Below are 22,273 nucleotides of genomic sequence, written 5' to 3'. Positions count from 1 at the left end.
GCCCGCACTCAGTGAGTGTCGGCGGCGATGCGGGAACCGTCAAGACCATTCGGCCTGAGCCGTGGTTGCCGCGACCGGCCTCAGTGCCAATGGAATTCGGCGCAGAGGCGGTGTGCCACCCGGTCGAAGGTCTTGCGGGGCAGGATCGCGCCCTCGCGGCGGATGCCCGCCTCGGGGACGTCGAGGACGCGGTCGAGGCGGACCCAGCTGTCGCGGCCGGCGTGGTCCCAGGGTCCGGATCCGATGCCCACCCAGTTGTGGTGGCGGTCGTGGTCGGCGTTGGAGGAGAGCATGAGGCCCAGCAGGGTGTCGCGTTCGCGGCCGACCACCAGGACGGGGCGGTCCTTGCCGTTGTCGGGGTCCTCCTCGTAGGGGACCCAGGTCCAGACGATCTCGCCGGGGTCGGCGCGGCCGTCCAGCTGGGGGCTGTAGACGATGCGCCGCGCGCGTTCGGTGCTCGGCACCCCCACCGAGGCCGTCGGCCGCACCGCCACGCCCGGGGCCTTGCGGGTGCCGCCGAGGGACTGGATCGTCCGCGACAGCACCGACGACCGCTGTACCCGTCCGATGAGCTTCGGCGCCTGCCGCTTGACGATCTGAGAGCCCTGCTCTTTCGCGATCAGACCCAGCTGCTTTCCGAGAGCGTTCCACGTGCCCGCCATGTCGGCAGCTTAACGGGGGCGGGCCGGGTTCTCATCCGGGCAGGATGCGGCGGTGGACCGGCCGGACCGGACCGGGGCACGGTCACATCGGCCGACCATGGGACGATGGACGGCAGTTCACCGATCACCTGAGGAGTGGAGTGCCAAGCTTCGCGGACACGACGTTCACCGATCCCGCGCGGATCCGGAACTTCTGCATCATCGCGCATATCGACCACGGCAAGTCCACGCTGGCCGACCGCATGCTGCAACTCACCGGGGTGGTCGAGGAGCGGCAGATGCGCGCCCAGTACCTGGACCGGATGGATATCGAGCGTGAGCGCGGTATCACCATCAAGGCCCAGAACGTGCGCCTGCCCTGGCAGGTCGACGGGGAGGACTACGTCCTGCACCTCATCGACACGCCGGGACACGTGGACTTCACCTACGAGGTGTCGCGGGCGCTGGAAGCCTGTGAGGGCGCGATCCTGCTCGTCGACGCCGCGCAGGGCATCGAGGCGCAGACCCTCGCCAATCTCTATCTGGCGCTGGACAAGGACCTGACCATCATCCCGGTCCTGAACAAGATCGACCTCCCGGCCGCCGATCCGGACCGCTACGCCGCCGAGCTCGCCCATATCGTGGGCTGCGAGCCGGAGGAGGTGCTGCGCGTCTCGGGCAAGACCGGGGTGGGCGTGACCGAGCTGTTGAACAAGGTGATCGCGGAGGTGCCGCCGCCGGTGGGCGTGGCCGACGCGCCCGCGCGGGCGCTCATCTTCGACTCCGTGTACGACACCTATCGCGGCGTCGTCACCTATGTGCGTGTGGTGGACGGCAAGCTCACCCCGCGCACCAAGATCAAGATGATGTCCACCGGCGCGACCCACGAATTGCTGGAGATCGGCATCGTGTCGCCCGAACCCAAACCGACCCAGGGGCTGGGTGTCGGCGAGGTGGGCTACCTCATCACCGGCGTGAAGGACGTCCGCCAGTCGAAGGTCGGCGATACCGTCACCACCGCGCGCGACGGGGCCGCCGAGGCGCTCACCGGCTATCGCGAACCGCGGCCGATGGTGTACTCCGGCCTCTACCCGCTCGACGGCTCCGACTATCCGGATCTGCGTGACGCACTGGACAAGTTGCAGCTCAACGATGCCGCGCTGACCTACGTCCCGGAGACCTCGGTGGCGCTGGGCTTCGGCTTCCGCTGCGGCTTCCTGGGCCTGCTGCACATGGAGATCACCCGCGAGCGGTTGCAGCGCGAGTTCGGGCTCGACCTCATCTCCACCGCGCCCAACGTGATCTACCGCGTGATCATGGAGGACGGCACCGAGCACGTCGTCACCAACCCGTCCTTCTGGCCGGAGGGCAAGGTGCGCGAGATCTACGAGCCGGTCACCAAGGTCACCATCATCGCGCCCAGCGAGTTCATCGGCACCATCATGGAGCTGTGCCAGAGTCGGCGCGGTGAGCTGCTCGGCATGGACTACCTGTCCGAGACCCGTGTGGAGATGCGGTACACGCTGCCCATGGCCGAGATCATCTTCGACTTCTTCGATTCGCTGAAGTCGCGCACTCGCGGCTACGCCTCGCTCGACTACGAGGAGGCCGGTGAGCAGCAGGCCGCGCTGGTGAAGGTCGACATCCTGCTCCAGGGCGAGGCGGTGGACGCCTTCTCCGCCATCGTGCACAAGGACGCCGCCCAGGCGTACGGGCACAAGATGACCACCAAACTGCGCGAACTCATTCCGCGCCAGCAGTTCGAGGTGCCCATCCAGGCCGCCATCGGCTCCAAGGTCATCGCCCGCGAGAACATCCGCGCCATCCGCAAGGACGTGCTGGCCAAGTGCTACGGCGGCGACATCTCGCGCAAGCGCAAACTGCTCGAGAAGCAGAAGGAGGGCAAGAAGCGCATGAAGACCATCGGCCGGGTCGACGTGCCGCAGGAAGCCTTCGTGGCGGCGCTGTCCACCGAGTCGACCTCGGACAAGCCGAAGAAGTAGCGCGTCCGACGCGGTAGTGCGAACTCGCGGTGCCCCGCTGCCCATGGGTGGCGGGGCACCGGCGTTTCCGGGGGTTGCGTGTTCCGCCGCCGGGGTACAGGGTGTGGGCAGCCCGCGCCCCTGTCTTAAACCTTCGTAAGGTTCGAAAGCAGGCGAAAACTGGGGCTTGGCGTCCGTATAGGGCGGATGACAAGCTATCCGGTGCATCGGTGTGCACACCTCACATGACCTGGAGGATGTGACAGGCCGGTTTGCGAGAAATAAGGTGTGAAACGATCCGATTTTCGGCGGGCGCTCCGGAGCCGCCGGAACACCCGAGAGCGGAGCCTGTATGACGCGTGACCAGTCCTTCGACGACGAGGCCGGTCCGGGCGAGGACGCGGACACCGCGTATCGCTTGGCCACCGGGATCTCGCGCGTGGCTAGGGCCGGAGCGTACGTCACCGGCGGCGCGCTCATCGCCGCCAACGGCAGCCCCGACCGCACCGGCGATTCCCACGACAGCCGCAATGTCGGCTGGGCCCAACCCGACGATCCGGAACCCGACGCACCCAGTCCCGTCATCACCTTCCCCGAACTGGACCCGGAGTCCGTGCCCCCGCTGCTCGGCGGTATCGAGCCGGTCGCCGAACAGCTCGGCACCGACGCGGGCCTGTTCCCGACCGATTTCGGCCAGCACGGCGTGCCGGGATACGGGCACAACCCCACCGCCGACTGGGATCCCTCGGCGACACTGCGGCAGCCGACCGGATTCGATCCGTCCGCCGGGCTCGGGCAATCGGCCTACGACCCGTCCGTGGGGATCGGGCAGCCGCCGAGCGCCTTCGACCCCGCCACCGGGCCGGGCCGGCCCGCCGAGGCCTTCGACCCGTCCGCGGGTCTCCAGCGTCCCGCCGGATTCGACCCGTCGGCCGGACTCGGACGGCCGGACGGCGACCACGGCTTCGGGATGCCCGGTCTCGACGAACCGCAGCAGCTGTGGAACCAGTTCGGGCAGGGGTTGAAGCTGCCCGGCACCGAGGGACTCAACCTGCCCGGGATGAACGGCGGCGGCTTCGGCCCCGTGAATTCCGGAAACGGTGTGGACAGCGGCGTTTTCGATGGCATCGGCGAGAACTTCGGTGTGGTCGTCACGACCGATACCGGCTTCTCGATGCACGTCGGCCTCGACGGGGTGTGGGTCGACTCGCATATGAACATCGAGATCGGCGTCGGTGATGTCGGCGATCAGCTCGACCGGTTCAACCAGTCGGTCGAGGATGCGCTGTCCGATCCGTCCAAGATCAACCCGGCGGCCACGCAGGGCTCCGGGGCGGTCGACCAGTCCGTCGGCGGGCTGTCCGGGCTGCGCGGACAGGGCGCGAATTCGCCTGGCACGGGCGCCAATCCGGTACCCGGCACGGCGCCGAGCGCGACCGGACCGACTCCGGTCGGTACTCCGGCCGCCCCCGCACCCGTGGCTCCGGCGGTCGCGCCCGCCGTCGCCCCGGTGTCGGTGGCTCCGGTGGCTCCGGCCGCCCCCATCGCGCCGGTCGCTCCGGCCCCGGTCGCCGCGGCCCCGGTCGCGCCCGCCGCGCCCATCCCGGTGCCGGTCGCGCCCGCGCCGGTCGCTCCGGCGATCGTCGCCCAGCCGGTGACCGCCACCCCGTGGCAGACCACCATCCAGCCCGATGCCGCCACCAAGCCGATCGCCAATGTGCTGGCCGCGCCCGAGGGGCCGTCGCCGCTGACCGCGCCCGCCATCGCCGCACCCGCGCTGCTCGACACCACCCGGCCCACGGAGACCACCACCCCGCAGCAGCCGACGGCCACCGTGATCGCCCAGCCGACCACGCCCACCGGCGGCGCGTCGACGCCGACGACCGGACCGCAGGTCAGCACCCCGAACACCACCGACGCGGGTGGGCTGCTCACCCCCACCCCGGGCGCGCCCACCACACTGCCGGGCCGCACCGACACCGCGACCACCGAACTCCCCGGCGTCACCGACGGTGCGTCCACCACCGTGCCGGGCACCGGCGGCGCGGCCACGACCAAACCGGGTGTCGATGGCGGCACGACCACCGTGCCGGGCACCGACGGCGGCACCACCACCGCACCGGGCGCCGACGGCGGCACCACCACCGCGCCCGGTACCGACGGCGGCACCACCGCGCCGGGAACCGACGGCGGCTCCGGCACCCCGACCGGGAACGTGCCGACCACCACGCCTCCGGTCCCGTCTCCCGGCACCGGGATCGACGTCGCCCCGACCCAGCCGGACGATATCGATACGGGCCCGACGCAGGTGCCGTCCATCAGTGCCCCGCAGCCGAGCGTCGACCTGCCCGACGGCAACACCCCGGATCTGGACGTGCCGACCGTAGCGCCCACGCCCGCACCGGATCTCGGCACGGATGGCGGTCTCGGCACCGGACCCGGCGTGGTCACCCCCGAGCCCATGCCGCAGCCCGCGCCGACATTGGTCAAACCGTCCATCGCACCGCAGCCCGCGAAGCCCATCGCGGACGTACAGGACGGCGGGTACCACGCCGCGCTGTACGGCGGCCACGACGATTTCGCCTACGGCAGTTCGCTCGCCTACCCCGGCGGCGCGCTGTCCACGCAGCTCATGCCCGACGCCACCCTCGCGGAGAGCCACCACCCGGTATCCGGCTCCCACGACATCACGCTGTTGTGATCGACGGCGATAGTCTCGCCGTCGTGAAGCATCCGGATGCGATGGCCCCGTTGCTCGAGCTGCTCGACGAGCTGCTCGAGCTGACCCGCGCCGCCGCCCGCGCCGACCTCACCGGGCGGCTGAATCTGGCCCGGGCACGGGTCGCCGATTCCCGGGTCCGGCTGGTCGTGGTCGGCGAACCGGGCAGTGGGGCGACCACTCTGGTCAACGGCTTGGTCGGGGCGGAGGTCAGCGCGGTCGGCGGCCGAGTGCCGGTGATCGTGGAATACGGACCGCTGTCCCGGGTGACCGTGGTGCGCCAGGGTGCGGGCGGTCGGGTCGAGCGGCGGGTGATCGATCCCGCCGAGCGGGTGCAGGCACTGGCCGCCGACGGCGTCGTCCGCGCCGAGCTGGCCGAACCCAGCCCGCTGCTGGCCGAGGGGTTCGTGGTGCTGGAGGCTCCCGGATCGCTGGCCGACACCCCGGCGTCCTGGTCGCTGCTGGCCGCCGCCGACGCGGTGCTGTACGTGGCCGACGCCGGTGCGCCGTTCACGCCCGAGCAGATCACCCTGCTGGGCCGCATCCAGCAGGTCTGCCCCATGGTGGTCTGCGTACTCAACAAGATCGACCGGTACTCGCACTGGCCGCAGGTGCAGCAGCAGGACCGGCAGCTGCTCGACGCCGCCGGACTCGGCTTCGCCGTCGCGCCCGCCTCGGCGCAACTGCACGAACATGCCGCCGCCACCGGGGATCAGCAGCGCGATCTGGAATCCGGTGTGCCGCAACTGCTCGACCACCTGCGCGGGTATGTGCTCGGGCGCGCCGACGCCGTGGCCCAGGAGGCCGCGGTGCGCGATATCCGGCTCATCACCGACCATTTGGCGCTGGCGCTGCGCAGCGAGGCCGAAACCCTGCGTGACCCAAGGCGTTTCGGTGAGATCACCGAACAGCTGCGCCGGGTCCGCGAAGAGGCCGACCAGTTGCGTCAGCGCACCGCCAACTGGCAGGTCGCGCTGGCCGACGGCGCGGCCGAGCTGATGGCCGATATCGAACACGATCTGCGGCATCGGCTGCGCAGCCTGATCCGCGACGCTGAGGCCGAGATCGGCAAGCGGGATCCGGCCAAGCACTGGAAGGACTTCGGCGCCGACCTGGACGCCAAGATCTGCGAGGCGGTGGAGGAGAACTTCGTCATCGCCCACTACCGGTCGGTGGAACTGGCCGAGCAGGTGGCGGAGAAGTTCCCGGACGGCTCCCTGCCCAAGGCCGACCTGCGGTTGGAGAGCCCGAGCGAGGTACTGGAACCGGTCGCCGCGCTCGAACCCCTCGACAGCGCCAAAGCCGGTGTGACCCAGCAGGTCCTGAGCGCGCTGCGCGGCTCCTACGGCGGCATCCTGATGGTCGGCCTGGCCACCAGCCTGCTCGGCATGTCGCTGGTGAACTGGTACTCGGCGGGCGCGGGCGTGCTGCTGGGCGTGAACGCGCTGTGGGACGACCGCAAGACGCGCAGCCAGCGGCGGCAGGCCGAGGCCAAGGTGGCGGTGGCGCGGCTGATGGACGACGTGATCTTCCAGGTGAGCAAGGAATCCCGCAACCGGCTGCGCGGCATGCAGCGCACCCTGCGCGATCATTTCACCGAGATCGCCAGCGCCACCCTGCGTTCGGCCGACGAATCGCTGCGCGCGGCGGAGGAGGCGGTGGCGGTGCACTCGGGGGAGCGCCGGGAGCGCCGTCTCACCGAGATCGAGTCGGCGCTGGTGCGGCTGCGCGAACTACGCGAGTACGCCGACGCACTGGGCGAGGCCCAGGAGAGCTGAGCGTGACAGCGCCTGCCGCGCACGGAGCGAAGTCGTGCGCGGCAGGCGCGATCACCACGCGTCCCAGCGCCCCGGGTGCCCCGGGGGTTGGGCATAGAAGCGCCGCCCCGGCAGCGCTCCACACCGCCGCTCAGCGTCCCGGATGGGCCGGGTTGAACTGTCCCGCGCCGTGCGACTCCTCCGCGCGGATCACGTGCATGACCGCGTTGATGAGCGCCAGATGCGTGAACGCCTGCGGGAAATTGCCCAGATGCCGTCCGGTGCGGGTGTCGATCTCCTCGGCGTAGAGCTTGAGCGGGCTGGCGTAGCCGAGCAGCCGCTCGCACAGGTGCCGGGCCCGCTGTAGTTCGCCGATCTCCACCAGCGCCGACACCAGCCAGAACGAGCAGATGGTGAAGGAGCCCTCCGCGCCGGACAGTCCGTCGTCGGTGGTCTCGGTGCGGTAGCGCAGCACCAGGCCGTTCTCGGTGAGTTCGTCGGCGATGGCCAGCACGGTGGCGCGCACCCGATGGTCGTCCGGCGGCAGGAAGCGGTTGAGCACCACCAGCAGCAGGGAGGCGTCCAGGGCGTCGTTGCCGTAGGTCTGGGTGAACACGCCGCGCGAGTCGACACCGTGCTCCAGCACGTCGGCGTGGATCTCGTCGGCGATATCACGCCACTTCTTGGCGTAGTCGTACTCTCCGTGCAGTTCGGCGAGTTTCGCGCCGCGATCCAACGCCACCCAGCACATCACCTTGGACGAGGTGAAATGCTGCGGCTCGCCGCGCACCTCCCAGATACCGCGATCGGGCTTGCGCCAGTTCTCGATCGCCGCCTGCACCTGCCGTTCCAGCATGGGCCACAACGTCTCCGGCACCTGCTGGCGCGACTTCACGTGCAGGTACACCGAATCCAGCAGCGTGCCCCAGATATCGTGCTGGTCCTGCTGATAGGCGGCATTGCCGATGCGCACCGGCCGCGCGCCGTCGTAGCCGGACAGGTTCGGCAGTTCGTACTCGCGGATCTCACGCTCCCCGCCGATGCCGTAGAGCACTTGCAGCGCAACCGGATCCCCGTTGTCGTCGCGGCACACATCGTGCAGGAAGGCGAAGAAGTCGTCGGCCTCGCGGTCCAGGCCCAGCGTGTACAAGCCCCACAGGGCGAAGGTGGAGTCCCGGACCCAGGTGTAGCGGTAGTCCCAATTGCGTTCCCCGCCCGGGGTTTCCGGCAGGGACGTGGTGGCCGCCGCGAGCAGCGCGCCGGTCGGCGCGTAGGTGAGGCCCTTCAGCGTGAGCGCGCTGCGTTGCAGATATCCGCGCCACGGATGATCCGGGAAGCGTCCCAGGGTGATCCACTGCCGCCAGCACTCGGTGGTCTGCCACATCTTCTCCGCCGCGTCGGCGAAGGTGCGCGGCGGCGGCAGCTCCGACCAGGACAGGGCGACGAACACCTGATCGCCCTCCTGCATCCGGGTGCGGGCGCGGGCCTCCCGGCCCTCGAGCCCCAGCCGCAGGTCGGTGGTGAGGGTCAGCGCGGGGCAGTCGTCACCGCCGCGTGCGGTGGCCTGCTCGTACACCTCGCCGGTGTACTCCCATCGGGCCGGGGCGCCGTGGTACTCGAAGGCCGGTTCGCAGCTCATCTCCAGTTCGACTACGCCGTTCACGCACTTCACGGTGCGCAGCAGCATATGCTCGGCGTCCCAGTCCATCGGGGTGCGGCGGTGGGTGCGGCTGCGCTGGGTGGTGTTGTGCCAGGGGCCGAGCACCAGCGCGTCGCGCACGATGAGCCAGCCGGTCTCGGTTTGCCAGGTGGTCTCCACGATCAGGCCGCCGGGCAGGTAGCGGCGGGCGGCGGGCACATTGCGGCCGTACGGGCCGATGCGGAAGTGTCCGGCGCTGCGGTCCAGCATGGCGCCGAACACGCTGGGGGAGTCCGGTCGCGGCAGGCACAGCCACTCCACCGAGCCATTGCGGGCGATCAGGCAGTTGGTCTCGCAGTCGGAGAGGAATGCGTAGTCGTCGATGGGCGGGAAGATGGAGCGGTGGCTCGGGCCCGACGAGGAGGGGAGATAGTCGTCGGGGACGTCGGGCGGGTCGCCGAGGCCGTCGCGGGGCGGGACCGCCGGACCGCCGTTCGATTCGTCGCCGGGCGGGTCCGGAAGGTCGCCGTACCCGGCGCGTAGGTTGCCGTCGGGCTCCGGTTCGTCGTAGGACGCCATACCCTCATCATGGGTCCATCCGGCCCAGCTCGTCCACCGTCACGCCTTCGGCCTAGGCTGGAGCCGTGCATCGGATCGCAGATTGGTGGGACGGCGTAGAGCTCTGGGTGGCCGGACTGCCATTCGTACCCCAGTTCGCCGTCGTGCTGGCCGCCATGGTGCCGGTCTGCTTCGGCATCGCCTACCTGCTCGACCGGGCGCTGCGCATCGCCATGCGCGTACTGGGCCGCGACCGCGCCGCCGCGCGGGAAGCCGCCGTCACCACCCCCGCGCCGCGTCGCGTCTCGTCCAAGGAAGCAGCCTGATGCCTCGCTCTCGTGTCCAGCTCGCCCTGATCGCCCTGCTGGTCCTGGTCGTCATCGCCTGGTTCTTCACCCGCTGAGCGAATGTCACACGGTCGCCACCGGGTTCCCGCGCGGAGTGTCACCTGGTTCGCGTACGCTCCGGCCCCATGACAACCGATGAGGGTGTGGAACTGGAACAGCTCCTCGAAGTGGAGTACGAAGACGAGCCGCGGCTCCTCGCCACCCATTACTGCGGCCCCGACGAGGCCATCGAGATGGTGAAGGCCGCTCAACTGCTCGGCCTGGGCGTCCGCCTGTCCAACCGGATCCGGCCCGACGAGGACGACGCCGAATCCGCCACCGAGGAGTGGATGCTCGACATTCTCGAGACTCCGCCGGTGGTGGAGGAGGACTAGCCGGCCGTTCGCCCGACCGTGGTGCGCCGCCGCGGCGCACCACCCGGGTGGTCACCAGGTCTCGAAGACGCCGTCGACGAAACAGGAACTGCCGGTGTCGATCCCGGCCCGCCGCACCTCGATGTCCAGGTAGCCGACCGAGACGGGGCGGTCCGGCTGGGTCTGCACCACCTTGATGGTGTGCCAGCCCATCCGGGTGGGCGTCCAGCGCACCCGAGCACCGTCGGCGGGCGTGTACGGGGTGACCGGTCCGATCGCGACGTCGTCGACGTAGAACTCCGGGGTCGGGTTCAGCACCGGACTCGTCAACCCCACGGCGATGGTGTGCGCGCACCCCATCGCCGGACCGCGACTGCCGGTGTTCATGACCGCGATACCGACGACATCCGCGTCGGCTGGCGGAGCCGTGAGTGTGGTCTGTATGCCGCAGAGCAGGGCGGCCGCCGCGGCCACCGAGCCGACTCGAGCTGCGAGAACCTGCATGATCGTCGCTCCCTACCTGCTGTGGTGGATGGTCGGGATGAAGCCGTCTCCGCTACAGAATCGCATGATCGGCCAGCTCGCCAGGCGTCGGCCCACACCGCGCGGGGCCGGAGCGATCTGCCGCCGTGAGCGATCTGCCGCCGTGTGGCTAGCGGCGGATGGCGAGCGCGCGGATCAGGGCACCCAGGGCCAGCAGAAAGCCGATGCCGCTGGCCGCCACTCCCACGGGTTCCTGCAACGGGTAGTACATGGTGAGCGCGTGGATATTGCGGCCCACGTAGTGCACGTACAGCTGGCTGCCCGCCGCCCCGGCCATGAAGCCGAGACTGCCGAGCACGATCCAACGCCGCCCGATCCGCCTGGACAGCGGCAGCAGCAGCGCACCCCCGGCCAGCAGGGCGGCGACGACCCCGGCGAACCCCAACCCCACGGCGAGGTAGGGGTAGCCCGGATAGCGGACATCGCGGAACGCGTCGGGGATATAGCGCAACCCGCCGATCTGCGCGGCGAGCCGCACCACGCACAGCAGCGCGAGGAACGAACACATCAGCGCCAGACCCGCGGCCGTCACCGCGGCCGTGCTCCGCCGCCCCGCCCCGGATCCCTCCGGTCCACGCCGCCCGCTCGCCGCCCGCCCTGCGGCATGTCCGCTCCGCCCGCTCGCCCGCGATCCGGCCACCTCGTCCTGCCGCGCCCGTGGCGTCGCCGCCGACGGATTCCCGCCTCCGGCCCACGACCCCGCAGCAGCCCCGGTATCCGATGCGAACGGCCGCGTCCCAGGCGCGGGTACCGCCCCCGACGCCCGAATCGCCTCCGACCCGCTCCGCCCCGCCGCCGATCCGGACCACGCCGCCGCACCACCGCCCGCTCCGCCACCACCGCGCGGACTCGCCTCGCCCGAGCCGGGACGCCCCGCCGCAACCGGACCGATACCGGCCGCTCCGCGCTCCGCCGCGCCCGGACCGAAACCGGCTGCCCCGCGCTCCGCCGCGCCCGGACCGAAACCAGCAGCCCCGCGCTCCGCCGCCACACCCGGGCTACCCGCTGCCGCCCCACGGCTCATCGCTCCCGCACCCGGGGTGCTCGGCGTACGCGATCCCGCCGCCGTACCGGGTGCAGCCGTCCAACCTGGAACGGCTGTCGCCGAATCGCGGTGCGCCGCCCCGTCCAGACCACTGGCGGCCGGGCCGCGATCGGCACCCGCGCCGGAACCGGCCGCTGCCGCGAAGGGATCGGCTCCGGCCGCGTGGTGGCCACCGGCCGTTGCGGGGTTGGCCGACCAGCCGGGCCGGGCTGGCGCTGCCGGACCGGGGGTGGCCGTCCGGTGTCCATCCGCATCACCCGGGTGGGACGAGCCCGGATCGAAGTTTGACGGCTTCGAACCGTGCGGGCTCGGATGTGGTCCTGCCGCAGTGGTTTTCGGTGGGTGGGCGTTGGGGTTGGGGATGGTCGCGGGTGGGCGGACGGGGGTGCTGGAACGGGTGGTGAGGGCTGCGCGGGCGGCGGCGGCGAAGGTGGAGCAGTCGGGGTAGCGGGCGGCGGGGGATTTGGCGGCCGCGCGGGCGAGGACCTCGTCCAGGGCCGGGGGGACGTCGGGGCGCTGCGGGTGCAGGTGGGGGAGGGGTTTGTTGAGGTGGCCGGCCACCACCTGGCCGGGGTTGGTGGCGGGGAAGGGGCCGTGGCCGGTGAGCAGGGCGTAGCAGGTGCAGGCCAGCGAGTACTGGTCGCCGCGGTGGTCCAGGCGTTCCCCGGAGAGCTGTTCGGGTGAGGCGAAAGCCAGTGTGGCGGAGAACATTCCGGTGGCGGTGAGCTGGGTGTTGGAGTCGGCGAGGGCGGCGATGCCGAAATCGGTGAGCACGGCCCGTTCATCGCGTCCGGTCGCGGCGGCCCACAGCAGGATATTGGCGGGCTTCACATCCCGGTGCAGGATGCCGTGGCTGTGCGCGTAGTCGAGCGCGGCGGCGGTCTCGCTGATGATCCGCACCGCCCGCTCGACCGACACGGCGCGCGGATCCAGCCGGGCGGCGTCGGTGCCGGGCACGTACTGCACGGCGATCCACAGGTGTCCGTCCTGCACCCCGCGGTCGTGGATCCCGACGATGCTCGGATGGTCCAGCCGGGCAATCACATTCGCCTCGCGCTCGAACCGCCGCCGCACCTCCTGGTCCGCCGACACCTCCCGGTTCAGCAGTTTGAGCGCCACCTTGCGCGGCAGCCGCGGATGCCGCGCGAGATAGACCGTGCCCATGCCGCCGTTGCCCAGTACGCCTTCGATCTCGTAACCGGCGAACGACTCGTTCACACCGAGCTGCACGACAGGTCACTCCATCTCGTTCGATCGACAGGGCATCCGGGCCGAGCGCGCACGCTCCCCACGGTGAGTATTCCGCACTCCGCGACTAGGAGCCGTCTCGATTCCGCCACTCGTCGAACCGCTTGCCGATCTTGGCGACGGTCTCGCCCACCTCCTGGCCCACCGTATTCACCGCCGAGGCGGCATCGCGCCCGAGATTGCGCACCACCTTGACCAGCGGATCCTCCGACTGGTCGAAGGATTCGCGATAGCTGCGGGCGGCCTGGCGGATCTCCTCGCCGAACCGCGCGTCCCGGTCGGTGTGGCGGCGCGGGTACTGCCCGTCCAGCACCCGCCCGTATTCCCCGCTGGCGATCCATCGCCGCAGTTCGGCGGCGCGCAGCACCGAGAACGGGTGGCTCTGCAACTCCAGGTTGAGCAGTTTGAGCACCCCGTCGCGCAGATCCCCGGAGCGGTCGTAGTCGTCGGCCTGGGCCAGGAAGGCTGCATGGCTCATCTGGTCCACCCGCGAGCCGCCCGCCAGTTTCATATGCACCCGCACCGACGCCTCCACGTCCTGGCCCGCCAGCAGCCCGGCGCGGTCGCCGGACAGTTCGGATTTGCGGCTCCACTCCATGAGCGCGGCGATGATGGCCCGCAGTGCCCACCCGCCGACCGGAATCCAGCCGATCCCACCGGCCAGCCGCATGAGATGCATGAGCATGGTGCGGTACACGGCGTGTCCGGAGAGCGCGTGCCCGAGTTCGTGGCCGACGACGAACCGCAGCTCCTCCTGATCGAGCAGATCCAGCAGTCCGGTGGTCAGCACGATGAACGGCTGGTCCATGCCGATGGTGAAGGCGTTGGCGCGCGGGTCCTGGAGTACGAACATCTCGGGAGTGGTTGGGGCGTCCAGGATTTCGACGCAGTCCTGACGCAGCTGATGCACCGTCTTGAACTGCCGTTCGTCCACGCGCACCGCGGTGGCCAGGTAGAGCAGCCGGTGCTGGCGTTCGGCGAGCAGCCCGCTCAGGGTGCGCAGCACCGTGTCGAATCCGGCGAGGCTGCGCAGCGCCACCAGGGCGGTGCGGTCGGCGGGATGCTCCCAGGCGCGGGTGCTGATCTCCGGGAATCGGGTCCGGAGTCGGTCAGGGCTCGTCATGAATCTCCCCCGTGTGGGCGTTTCGCGGTAATTCGCGGCGTCGAATGCCGCTCTGCTACAGTCTGCCCGTGTCGTCGAGTGCTCCACCCCGGGTCCGCCATGAATTGGCGTTGATCGCGGTGGGCTGCCTTGCGGTAGCGGACATTCACTGTCGCTGACCGCCGACCGAACCGCTGCACCTCTCATCAGTAGACTGGCGCGCGTCCTTTCGCAGCTGAAGTTCGTTCCCGGCGGCCCCCGGGCCGATCGCGCCATGGCCGTGCCCGCACGCGGGCCGACGGCAGTCCCCAGATTTCCGCCGACGTGATCGGCGGGCGGTAGGAAAGGTCCTCTCGATGCCTCGCAGCTCCCGGCTCCGACGTCCGGCACTGGTGACCGCGCTGGTCGCCGCCCTCGCCCTCACCGGATGCAGCGGCGGCTCCAGTGACGAGATCGGCGGCGGCGATACCGACAACAGCCGCGGCACCCTGCACCTGTACGCCTACGCGGTGCCGAAGCCCGGTTTCGACAAGGTGGTGCCCGCGTTCAACGAGACCGAGGCCGGGGAGGGCGTCGAGGTGGTGCCCTCCTACGGCGCGTCCGGGGATCAGTCCCGCAAGGTGGCCAAGGGTGCGGACGCCGATGTGGTGAATTTCTCGGTGGAGCCCGACATCACCCGCCTGGTCGACGCCGGGCTGGTCGATCCGGACTGGAATGCCGACGCCAACAAGGGAATTCCCTTCGGATCCGTGGTCACGCTGGTGGTGCGCGAGGGCAACCCCAAGAACATCCGGGACTGGGACGACCTGCTGCGGCCGGGCGTGGAGGTGGTGACCCCCAACCCGTTCAGCTCCGGCTCGGCCAAGTGGAATCTGCTCGCCCCGTACGCGGCCAAGAGCGAGGGCGGCAAGAACCCGCAGGCGGGCCTGGACTACCTGTCGGAACTGCTCTCGCCCGAGCACGTGAAGGTGCAGCCGAGTTCCGGTCGCATGGCCACCGACACCTTCCTCCAGGGCGTCGGTGACGTGCTGATCAGCTATGAGAACGAGGCCATCTTCTCCGAGCGCCAAGGCGATCCCATCGAGCATGTGGTGCCGCCGATCACCTTCAAGATCGAGAACCCGGTGGCGGTGCTGAAGAGTTCGCGCCACCCCGAGCGGGCCGCGGCGTTCCGGGACTTCCTCTACACGCCCGCCGCGCAGCGCGCCTGGGCCGAGGCCGGGTTCCGCCCGGTGGACCCGCAGGTGCGCGCCGACTTCGCCGCCGAGTTCCAGCAGCCGCGGACCCTGTGGACGATCGCCGACCTGGGCGGCTGGCAGACCGTCGACCAGGAACTGTTCACCCAGGGCAGCGGCGGTATCGCCGTCATCTACGAGCGGACCACCGGATAGTCGGGTGACGTGAAGCACACAGGATACTGGCTACCGTGAAAGACAGCAGCGGAAGCGTCGAGCTCGGGCGGGACTCGCACGCATCCACCGATACCGCCGGCGTCCCGCGCCCGGACCGCTGGTCCTGGTTGCGGGTGACCGGATCGGTCGGCCCCCTCGGCATCGCGATCTCGGTGCTGTGGCTCAGCATCATCGTGCTGCTGCCGCTGGCGGCATTGACCTTCAACTCGTTCAGCGACGGCTGGGCGGGCTTCTGGGACGCGGTCACCGCACCCGCCGCCCTCGACGCGCTGCGGGTGACGGTCGCCGTCTCGGTGATCGTGGCCGTGCTCAATGTCGTCATGGGCACCCTCATCGCCTGGGTGCTGGTGCGCGACGACTTCCCCGGTAAGGGCGTCGTGAACGCGCTCATCGACCTGCCGTTCGCCCTGCCGACCATCGTGGCCAGCATCGTGCTGCTGTCGCTGTACGGTCCGCAGAGCCCGATCGACATCCAGCTCAATGCCACCCAGCCCGGTCTGGTGGTGGCGCTGGCCTTCGTGACGCTGCCGTTCGTGGTGCGTTCGGTGCAGCCGGTGCTCATCGAGGTCGATATCGAGGTGGAGCAGGCGGCGGCGTCGCTGGGCGCGGACAACTGGACCACCTTCCGGCGCATCGTGCTGCCGACCCTGGCCCCGGCCATCATCAGCGGCGGCGGGCTCGCCTTCGCCCGCGCCATCGGCGAATTCGGGTCGGTGGTGCTGATCGGCGGCAATATCCCGGGGGAGACCCAGGTGGCCTCGCAGTACATCCAGCAGCAGATCGAGGTGGACCGCCCGGTCAGCGCGGCGGCGGTCTCGGTGGCGCTGCTGGTGATCGCCTTCCTGACGCTGCTGGTGCTGCGGCTGTTCGCGGAGCGGGCGACCCGGAAGGAGCAGGACGCGCAGTGAAACTCTCGGCGATGACCCGCATTTCGCTGCGCACGGTGGCGCTCGGGTATCTGTTCGTGCTGCTGGTGCTGCCGTTGGGCATCATCCTGTACCGCAGTTTCGAGCAGGGGATCGGGACGTTCATCGACTGGATCTCCACGCCCGCGGCGATTTCCGCGTTCAACCTCTCGATGATCATCGTAGCCATCGTGGTTCCGGTGAACGTGGTCTTCGGTGTGATGACCGCTATCGCACTGGTGCGCGGGCGGTTTCCGGGCCGCAGTCTGGTTCAGGGCCTGGTCGATCTGCCCTTCGCGACATCGCCGGTGGTGGTCGGTGTCTCGCTCATCCTGCTGTGGGGTGCGGGCGGCTGGTTCGGCGGTCTCGAGGACTACGGCCTGAAGATCATCTTCAGTCTGCCCGGCATGGTGCTCGCCACCATCTTCGTGACGCTGCCGTTCGTGGTGCGCGAGGTGGAACCGGTGCTGCACGAGATCGGCGACGATCAGGAGCAGGCCGCGGCGACGCTGGGCGCGAACCGCTGGCAGACGTTCTGGCGCATCACCCTGCCCGCCATCCGCTGGGGCCTCACCTACGGCGTGGTGCTCACGGTGGCGCGGGCGCTGGGGGAATTCGGCGCGGTGCTCATGGTGTCCACGGCGCTGCCCGGCCAATCGCAGACGCTCACGCTGCTCGTGCACGACCGGTACAACGACCACAATGTCTTCGGCGCGTACTGCGCGGCGACCCTGCTCATGGGCATCGCCTTCGTCGTCCTTCTCCTGATGACTCTCCTCGAACGTAAGCGGGACTCTGCCTCATGATCACCGTGACCGGTGCGAACAAGCGCTACGGCTCGTTCGCCGCACTCGACAATGTCAGCATCGACATCCCCTCCGGGGAGTTGACCGCGCTGCTGGGGCCGTCCGGATCGGGCAAGTCCACCCTGCTGCGGTCCATCGCGGGACTGGAATCCCTGGACACCGGGGTGGTCACCATCGCCGGACGCGACGTCACGCGCGTGCCGCCGCAGAAGCGCGATATCGGGTTCGTCTTCCAGCACTACGCGGCGTTCAAACACATGACCGTGCGCGACAATGTGGCGTTCGGACTCCAGATCCGCAAGCGGCCCAAGGGCGAGATCGCCAAGCGGGTCGACGAACTGCTCGAGATCGTCGGACTGGACGGTTTCCAGCACCGCTATCCGGCGCAGCTGTCCGGTGGTCAACGCCAGCGCATGGCCCTGGCGCGGGCGCTGGCGGTGGAGCCGCAGGTGCTGCTGCTCGACGAGCCGTTCGGCGCGCTCGACGCGAAAGTCCGTACCGATTTGCGCAAATGGCTGCGGCGACTGCACGACGAGGTGCACGTCACCACGGTGCTGGTCACCCACGACCAGGAGGAAGCCCTCGATGTGGCGGACAAGATCGCGGTCATGAACCGCGGCCGCATCGAGCAGATCGGCACCCCCGAGGATGTCTACGACCGTCCCACCAGTGAATTCGTCATGTCCTTCCTCGGCGATGTGGCCAAGTTGAACGGACATCTGGTGCGGCCGCACGATATCCGGGTCGGGCGGGATCCCAGTATGGCGCTGGCCAGCCACGAGGGCACGGCGGTCTCGGCCGGAGTCACCCGCGCCAGTGTCGAACGTGTCGTCCATCTCGGCTTCGAGGTGCGGGTGGAGTTGAAGAACGCGGCCACCGGGGACCTGTTCACCGCCCAGGTGACGCGCGGCGACGCCGAGGCGCTGCACCTGGCCGCCGGGGAGACGGTCTACGTCCGCGCCACCCGCATCCCGGACCTGCCCGCGGAGTGAGCTCGCCGCCCTACGGTGTCGAATCCGCGAGCGGGCGCACCGAATTCGAGGTGACGCCGGATCAGCTCACGGTGTGAGCCGCCGGTTCCACGTAGCGCCACACCGGTAGCAGCTCCTGCTCGTCGAGCGGGGTGGCGTCGGTGTGCACGGTGGCGCGCAGGCGGTCCAGGGCGGCGGCGGTGTCCAGGCCCGCGCCGATCAGGACCAGATGGGTGGTGCGGGGTTCGTGGCGCGGCCAGGGGGTGGGTTCCACGACGATATGGCGGCCGACCATGTGCAGGACGAACTTGCGCTGATCCTCGGGGACGGCGAAGGCGATGGTGCCCTTGGCGCGGAACAGGCCCGCGGGCGGGTTCTCGAAGAAGTCGACGAGGGCGCGCGGATGCAGGTCGGTGGTGCTGGTGAAGGAGACCGTGTCGTAGCCGTCGTGCAGGTGGCGGTGATCGTGGTCGTCGCAGTCGTGCTGGTCGTCGTGCGCGTCGGCGAACAGTTCGTCGAAGCTGAGCTGCTCACCGACCCGAGGGCGGCGCGCCTCGCGGTCCGGGGTGTCGACCAGTAGGCCCGGATCGATGCGGCCGTGCGCGGTGGAGTAGACCGGGGCCGGGTCGGCAAGCGCGCGAATCTCGGCGAGCAGTCCGTCGAGCGTCGCCGCCGGGATCCGGTCGGCCTTGTTCACCACCACCAGGTCCGCCATGCGCAGGTGGGTGGCGAGTTCCGGGTGCTGGGCGCGGGCCTGCGGAAAATGCTCGGCGTCCACCAGCTCCACCAGTCCGCCGTAGCCGATGCGCGGGTTCTCACTGTTGACGATCATGCGGATCAGATTGCGCGGCTCGGCCAGCCCGCTGGCCTCCACGACGATCACATCGATCCGCGCGCGCGGCTGCGCCAAGCGGTCGAAGAGCCCGTCCAGCTCGCTCACATCCACCGCGCAGCACACGCAGCCGTTGCCCAGCGACACCATGGCATCCACCTGGCCCGCCACCAGCATGGCGTCGATGTTCACCGCGCCGAAATCGTTGACCACCACCCCGATTCGCAACCCGCGATTGTTGCGCAGCAGGTGGTTGAGCAGCGTCGTCTTACCGGCCCCCAGAAATCCGGCCACCACGAGAACAGGAATACGCCGAGCCACCAGCACACCCTACCGGGGGCGCGGAGCGGGCCGCCGTGAAGTGGTCGCAGCACTGGCGAAACGTGGCGGCAACACCGGGCTCCTACGGTGTGCGGCAGTAGGAGCGAAGGACGGAGGTGTGCCGTGCGCTTACGGGATCTGCTCGGCGCGCCGCAATTGCGGATGGACCTGCTGCACGGTGACGCGGCGGCGCTGGAGCGTGCGGTGGACCGGGTGTGCGTGACCGATATGCCGGACCCGCGGCCCTTCGTGACGGCCGGAGCCCTGGTGTGCACCGGCCTGGTGTGGCGGAGTTCCCCGGCGGACGCGGACCGCTATATCGGCCTGCTGGCCCGTGCCGGAGCGGTCGGCGTGGTCGCCGGGCAGGCGCTGCACGGCTACGTACCCGACGATGTGCTGGCGGCGTGCGCCCACCACGAGCTAGCGCTGCTGTCGGCCCCGCAGAGCGTGCCGTTCAGCCGGATCATCGAGTACATGGCGGAGCGAGCCGCCGAAACCCGATGGCAGCGTGAGCGATTCGGGCTGCGTCGGCTGATGTCCGAAGCCGCCGGGGGTACCGACATCGGTGATCTCCTGGCGGATGTCGCGGCGGAGCACGGGTTCTCGACCTGGCTGCTCACCGCGACCGGCGCGGTCGTGGCGGGTACCGCACCGCTGCGCGACGACGAGATCGATCGCATCCTGTCCACCGCTCTGACCGCGCCTCGACTGCCCGCCATCGCCCCCGGTGGGATCACGGTGCACCCGGTGGGCAGTCGCGACGGTGACCGGATCGCGGCCTGGTACCTCATGGTCCGCGCCGCCGCCGCCGACCCGCACGGCATCCAGACCGTGGGTGCCGACTTGGCCGCCGTCGCGGAACTCTATCGGGCGCGCCAGGCCGAACACCTGCGCGCCGCCTGGGATGTCGCCGACCGCACCGTCGACCTCACCGCCGCACCGATGACCGGCCCGCGGGTCGCCCTGGTATGCGACCTGTATGTCACCTCCCGGGCCGACCACGCCGACATCACCCCCGGTATCGGCGAACGACGGTCACCTGCCGCCGCGCGGGTCAACCGGAGTGCGATCGGTGCCGCGACCGAGACCGCGGCGAGATCTGCGGCGGACGGGAATGCCGCCGACGCCGCGGCCGCGACCGTCGCTCCCGATCATGTCGCGATCGCGGTCGAGGGGGCGGTTGTACGAGGGTCGTCCGCATCAGCGACCACACCCTCGGATTCGGAGGGCGCGGTGCCCGCCGCGAGGGCGGTGGTCGCAACCGCGGCGGCGCGCCGGGCGACCGGGCCTGGCGGTGTGGCCGCAGCGGGGACCACGCCCCCGGATCCGTGTGGGGCAGTGGCCGTCGCGAAGGCAGCGACTGGTGCCGCCGGTGGGACAGCGGCGGTCGCGGGGTCTTCGGCGGGAACCGTGCACACGGCCGCGCGCGGGATGATCGGGGCCGCTGCTCCCACTCGGCCGGGGCAGGCCACCGTGCCGCCACCGACTCGCGATGCACTGCGCGCCGCACTGCATGATGTACTGCCCGGAATCGTCACCGGTATCGACAGGGACGGTCGCGTCATCGGGTACGCGCCGGGGAGTGAGGCGGAGGTGGCGGGGCTGCTGCGCCGTGGACTCGGTCGGCTGCGGCCGGTGCTGGGTGGTGCCGGGATCGCGGTCGGGGTCAGTGCGCCGCAGGGTGCGGAGGCGCTGTCCGGGGCATTCGCGGCGGCCGCCGCCGTCGCATCGGCGGAGGCGGGGGAGGCCAGCGTGCGCATTGCCGATATTGACAGCGCGGCAGGGCTTTTCACCGCGATACCGAACGAGTTGCAGCGCCGGTTCGCCGAACGGGTGCTGGGGCCGGTGGTCGAGTACGACCGGAAGACCGGTGCGGGACTGGTGCGCACCCTGGAGGTGTTTCTCGGATGCGAGGGTTCCTGGCGGCAGGCGGCGGAGCGCATGCATCTGCATCTGAATACGGTGCGCTACCGCATCGGCCGGGTCGAGGAGCTGACCGGGCGGGACCTCGGGCGGCTCGACGACCGGCTCGACCTGTACCTGGCGGTGCGGACGCTCGGCGGTCACACCGCCCCGGTGTAGGCGTCCCAGGCGATTCCGGCATACGGCGCACCCTCCCGCAGCACGCTGGCCTGGATCAGCCCGTACGGCCGATCGTCGGCGTGGAACACCTCACCGGCGTTCTCCACCCCGAATCGCTCCAGGTCGTAGGCGAAATGGTGTTTGTTCGGCGCGGACATGCGGATCTCCGCCAGGCACGGATACGCCTCCAGCGCCGCCTTCCCCATCTCGAACAGCGTCTGCTGCAACGCCTTCGAATGCAGGGTGGCGAACGTCTCGATCATGACCGCGCGGATGCCGTCGTAGGCGGCGTCCCAGTCCTCGGGCGCGGTGGCGAAGCGCCAGCGCGCCACCAGACTGGTCGCCAGAATCCGGTCGGCGGCGGGCTCGAGCACCGTGTACGGATCGGTCAGGAAGCCCGCGAACTCCGATCCGGTGGATTTGAGGATGACCAGATCCTTCACCCCGCCGATCACCCACTCCCGCCGCTCGGAGCCGCTGCCGCGCACCGTGATCGCGGCGATCCGCACCTCCGGCCCCACCCGCGTCCAGGTGTGGTCGTGCCCGCGGCCGCCGACCGGGACCCGCTGCCACGCGTACTCCTCGATCTCGATACGCGCCGAATCCACCGGTTCGATGTCGTCCACGAAATGCCGGGCCAGCGCCAGACCGTAGTCCTCGATACTGCCGTCGCCGTGCTCCTTGGCGTAGGCGTAGACGGTCTGCTTCTGCGTGTCGGTGGGCAGCACCGCACCCTGATCGCCGACGGTGTGCGCCGGATCGAACGCACCGCGCAGACACGACGACACGTTCAGGTCGCGGATCTCGTGCCGGGCGGTGTCACGGTAGATGCGCACCACCCGGTTCTCCGCCTTGCCGTACTGGTGCGGGCCGAGCACGATCTTTCCGGACGATGCGGTCACGGGCGGCTCCCTCGGTCGATGGACATCCTGATCCCACTCTGGCGCATGTCGCGTCCCGCGAGCACTGGTTGCCGAGACAAAATGCGGCGTGTCCGCCGCGGCCGATTA

Annotated in this window: 18 protein-coding genes; 11 read left to right on the top strand and 7 right to left on the bottom strand. The window is 70.2% G+C overall.

Annotated features, from left to right (window positions below; translation table 11 throughout):
• Positions 1 to 80: 80 nt before the first annotated feature.
• A complete protein-coding gene (locus tag FOH10_RS22410; protein WP_143982202.1) occupies positions 81 to 662 on the bottom strand; it encodes a type II toxin-antitoxin system PemK/MazF family toxin in 582 nt (193 codons plus the stop codon).
• Between the two features lie 44 nt (positions 663 to 706).
• Between FOH10_RS22410 and lepA the strand changes: the two genes are divergently transcribed.
• The 3 genes from lepA to FOH10_RS22395 all read left to right on the top strand — a co-directional run bounded on the left by lepA (position 707) and on the right by FOH10_RS22395 (position 7,120).
• Positions 707 to 2,644 (top strand): translation elongation factor 4, encoded by a 1,938-nt coding sequence (gene lepA, locus FOH10_RS22405; RefSeq protein ID WP_411157830.1) that lies wholly within the window; start codon positions 707 to 709, stop codon positions 2,642 to 2,644.
• Between the two features lie 331 nt (positions 2,645 to 2,975).
• Entirely contained in the window at positions 2,976 to 5,324 is a 2,349-nt protein-coding gene (locus FOH10_RS22400; RefSeq protein WP_143982200.1) for a hypothetical protein, read from the top strand.
• Positions 5,325 to 5,347: 23 nt separating this feature from the next.
• Complete coding sequence (locus FOH10_RS22395; protein ID WP_324193740.1) at positions 5,348 to 7,120, top strand: P-loop NTPase family protein; 1,773 nt, start codon at positions 5,348 to 5,350, stop codon at positions 7,118 to 7,120.
• Between the two features lie 130 nt (positions 7,121 to 7,250).
• Here FOH10_RS22395 and FOH10_RS22390 read toward each other — a convergent pair whose 3' ends face one another.
• Positions 7,251 to 9,317, bottom strand: a complete 2,067-nt coding sequence (locus FOH10_RS22390; protein WP_143982199.1) for a glycoside hydrolase family 15 protein — start codon at positions 9,315 to 9,317, stop codon at positions 7,251 to 7,253.
• Between the two features lie 65 nt (positions 9,318 to 9,382).
• Between FOH10_RS22390 and FOH10_RS22385 the strand changes: the two genes are divergently transcribed.
• Both FOH10_RS22385 and FOH10_RS22380 read left to right on the top strand, forming a co-directional pair.
• On the top strand, positions 9,383 to 9,622 hold the full coding sequence (locus tag FOH10_RS22385; protein ID WP_029927274.1) for a hypothetical protein: 240 nt from the start codon (positions 9,383 to 9,385) through the stop codon (positions 9,620 to 9,622).
• 146 nt (positions 9,623 to 9,768) lie between these two features.
• The gene (locus FOH10_RS22380) at positions 9,769 to 10,017 is read left to right on the top strand and encodes a hypothetical protein (RefSeq protein WP_143982198.1); all 249 of its coding nucleotides are present in this window, start codon (positions 9,769 to 9,771) and stop codon (positions 10,015 to 10,017) included.
• A 51-nt stretch (positions 10,018 to 10,068) separates the two neighbouring features.
• Here the strand turns inward: FOH10_RS22380 and FOH10_RS22375 are convergent, their stop codons facing one another.
• The 3 genes from FOH10_RS22375 to FOH10_RS22365 form a co-directional block, all read right to left on the bottom strand.
• Complete coding sequence (locus FOH10_RS22375; RefSeq protein ID WP_143982197.1) at positions 10,069 to 10,500, bottom strand: hypothetical protein; 432 nt, start codon at positions 10,498 to 10,500, stop codon at positions 10,069 to 10,071.
• 148 nt (positions 10,501 to 10,648) lie between these two features.
• Entirely contained in the window at positions 10,649 to 12,814 is a 2,166-nt protein-coding gene (locus FOH10_RS36080) for a serine/threonine protein kinase (protein WP_280525731.1), read from the bottom strand.
• Between the two features lie 85 nt (positions 12,815 to 12,899).
• Positions 12,900 to 13,955, bottom strand: a complete 1,056-nt coding sequence (locus FOH10_RS22365; RefSeq protein WP_039816475.1) for a M48 family metallopeptidase — start codon at positions 13,953 to 13,955, stop codon at positions 12,900 to 12,902.
• Between the two features lie 44 nt (positions 13,956 to 13,999).
• On the opposite strand from FOH10_RS22365, the gene FOH10_RS36315 reads away from it, so the two are divergent.
• The 5 genes from FOH10_RS36315 to FOH10_RS22345 all read left to right on the top strand — a co-directional run bounded on the left by FOH10_RS36315 (position 14,000) and on the right by FOH10_RS22345 (position 18,049).
• A complete protein-coding gene (locus FOH10_RS36315; protein ID WP_368857813.1) occupies positions 14,000 to 14,113 on the top strand; it encodes an Ms4533A family Cys-rich leader peptide in 114 nt (37 codons plus the stop codon).
• A gap of 177 nt (positions 14,114 to 14,290) precedes the next feature.
• On the top strand, positions 14,291 to 15,325 hold the full coding sequence (locus FOH10_RS22360) for a sulfate ABC transporter substrate-binding protein (RefSeq protein ID WP_143982196.1): 1,035 nt from the start codon (positions 14,291 to 14,293) through the stop codon (positions 15,323 to 15,325).
• 128 nt (positions 15,326 to 15,453) lie between these two features.
• Positions 15,454 to 16,254 carry a sulfate ABC transporter permease subunit CysT gene (gene cysT / locus FOH10_RS22355; protein ID WP_039816490.1) on the top strand — a complete coding sequence of 267 codons (801 nt, stop codon included), beginning with the start codon at positions 15,454 to 15,456 and terminating at the stop codon, positions 16,252 to 16,254.
• Entirely contained in the window at positions 16,251 to 17,057 is an 807-nt protein-coding gene (gene cysW, locus FOH10_RS22350) for a sulfate ABC transporter permease subunit CysW (RefSeq protein ID WP_039816473.1), read from the top strand. Before cysT ends, cysW begins: the two co-directional genes overlap by 4 nt.
• Entirely contained in the window at positions 17,054 to 18,049 is a 996-nt protein-coding gene (locus FOH10_RS22345; protein ID WP_143982195.1) for a sulfate/molybdate ABC transporter ATP-binding protein, read from the top strand. The genes cysW and FOH10_RS22345 overlap by 4 nt, the downstream gene beginning before the upstream one ends.
• A 61-nt stretch (positions 18,050 to 18,110) precedes the next feature.
• On the opposite strand, the gene FOH10_RS22340 is transcribed toward FOH10_RS22345, so the two are convergent.
• Positions 18,111 to 19,184: a CobW family GTP-binding protein gene (locus FOH10_RS22340; RefSeq protein WP_186000921.1), complete on the bottom strand. Its 1,074-nt coding sequence runs from the start codon at positions 19,182 to 19,184 to the stop codon at positions 18,111 to 18,113.
• Between the two features lie 120 nt (positions 19,185 to 19,304).
• Between FOH10_RS22340 and FOH10_RS22335 the strand changes: the two genes are divergently transcribed.
• A complete protein-coding gene (locus FOH10_RS22335; protein ID WP_143982193.1) occupies positions 19,305 to 21,263 on the top strand; it encodes a PucR family transcriptional regulator in 1,959 nt (652 codons plus the stop codon).
• On the opposite strand, the gene pucL is transcribed toward FOH10_RS22335, so the two are convergent.
• Positions 21,245 to 22,165 carry a factor-independent urate hydroxylase gene (gene pucL / locus FOH10_RS22330; RefSeq protein ID WP_143982192.1) on the bottom strand — a complete coding sequence of 307 codons (921 nt, stop codon included), beginning with the start codon at positions 22,163 to 22,165 and terminating at the stop codon, positions 21,245 to 21,247. The two genes, FOH10_RS22335 and pucL, sit on opposite strands and share 19 nt — an antisense overlap.
• Positions 22,166 to 22,273 lie beyond the last annotated feature (108 nt).

It is taken from the genome of Nocardia otitidiscaviarum, from assembly GCF_007362295.1.
GTDB classification, from domain to species: domain Bacteria; phylum Actinomycetota; class Actinomycetes; order Mycobacteriales; family Mycobacteriaceae; genus Nocardia; species Nocardia otitidiscaviarum.
Note: the sequence above shows the minus strand (reverse complement) of the source record. Positions and strands in the feature narration are given on the sequence as shown.

Coding starts and splice junctions, on each gene's coding strand:
- FOH10_RS22410 (WP_143982202.1), bottom strand. CDS start 662: ATGGCGGGCACGTGGAACGCTCTCGGAAAGCAGCTGGGTCTGATCGCG.
- lepA (WP_411157830.1), top strand. CDS start 707: ATGCGGCGGTGGACCGGCCGGACCGGACCGGGGCACGGTCACATCGGC.
- FOH10_RS22400 (WP_143982200.1), top strand. CDS start 2,976: ATGACGCGTGACCAGTCCTTCGACGACGAGGCCGGTCCGGGCGAGGAC.
- FOH10_RS22390 (WP_143982199.1), bottom strand. CDS start 9,317: ATGGCGTCCTACGACGAACCGGAGCCCGACGGCAACCTACGCGCCGGG.
- FOH10_RS22380 (WP_143982198.1), top strand. CDS start 9,769: ATGACAACCGATGAGGGTGTGGAACTGGAACAGCTCCTCGAAGTGGAG.
- FOH10_RS22375 (WP_143982197.1), bottom strand. CDS start 10,500: ATGCAGGTTCTCGCAGCTCGAGTCGGCTCGGTGGCCGCGGCGGCCGCC.
- FOH10_RS22365 (WP_039816475.1), bottom strand. CDS start 13,955: ATGACGAGCCCTGACCGACTCCGGACCCGATTCCCGGAGATCAGCACC.
- FOH10_RS36315 (WP_368857813.1), top strand. CDS start 14,000: ATGCCGCTCTGCTACAGTCTGCCCGTGTCGTCGAGTGCTCCACCCCGG.
- FOH10_RS22360 (WP_143982196.1), top strand. CDS start 14,291: ATGCCTCGCAGCTCCCGGCTCCGACGTCCGGCACTGGTGACCGCGCTG.
- FOH10_RS22345 (WP_143982195.1), top strand. CDS start 17,054: ATGATCACCGTGACCGGTGCGAACAAGCGCTACGGCTCGTTCGCCGCA.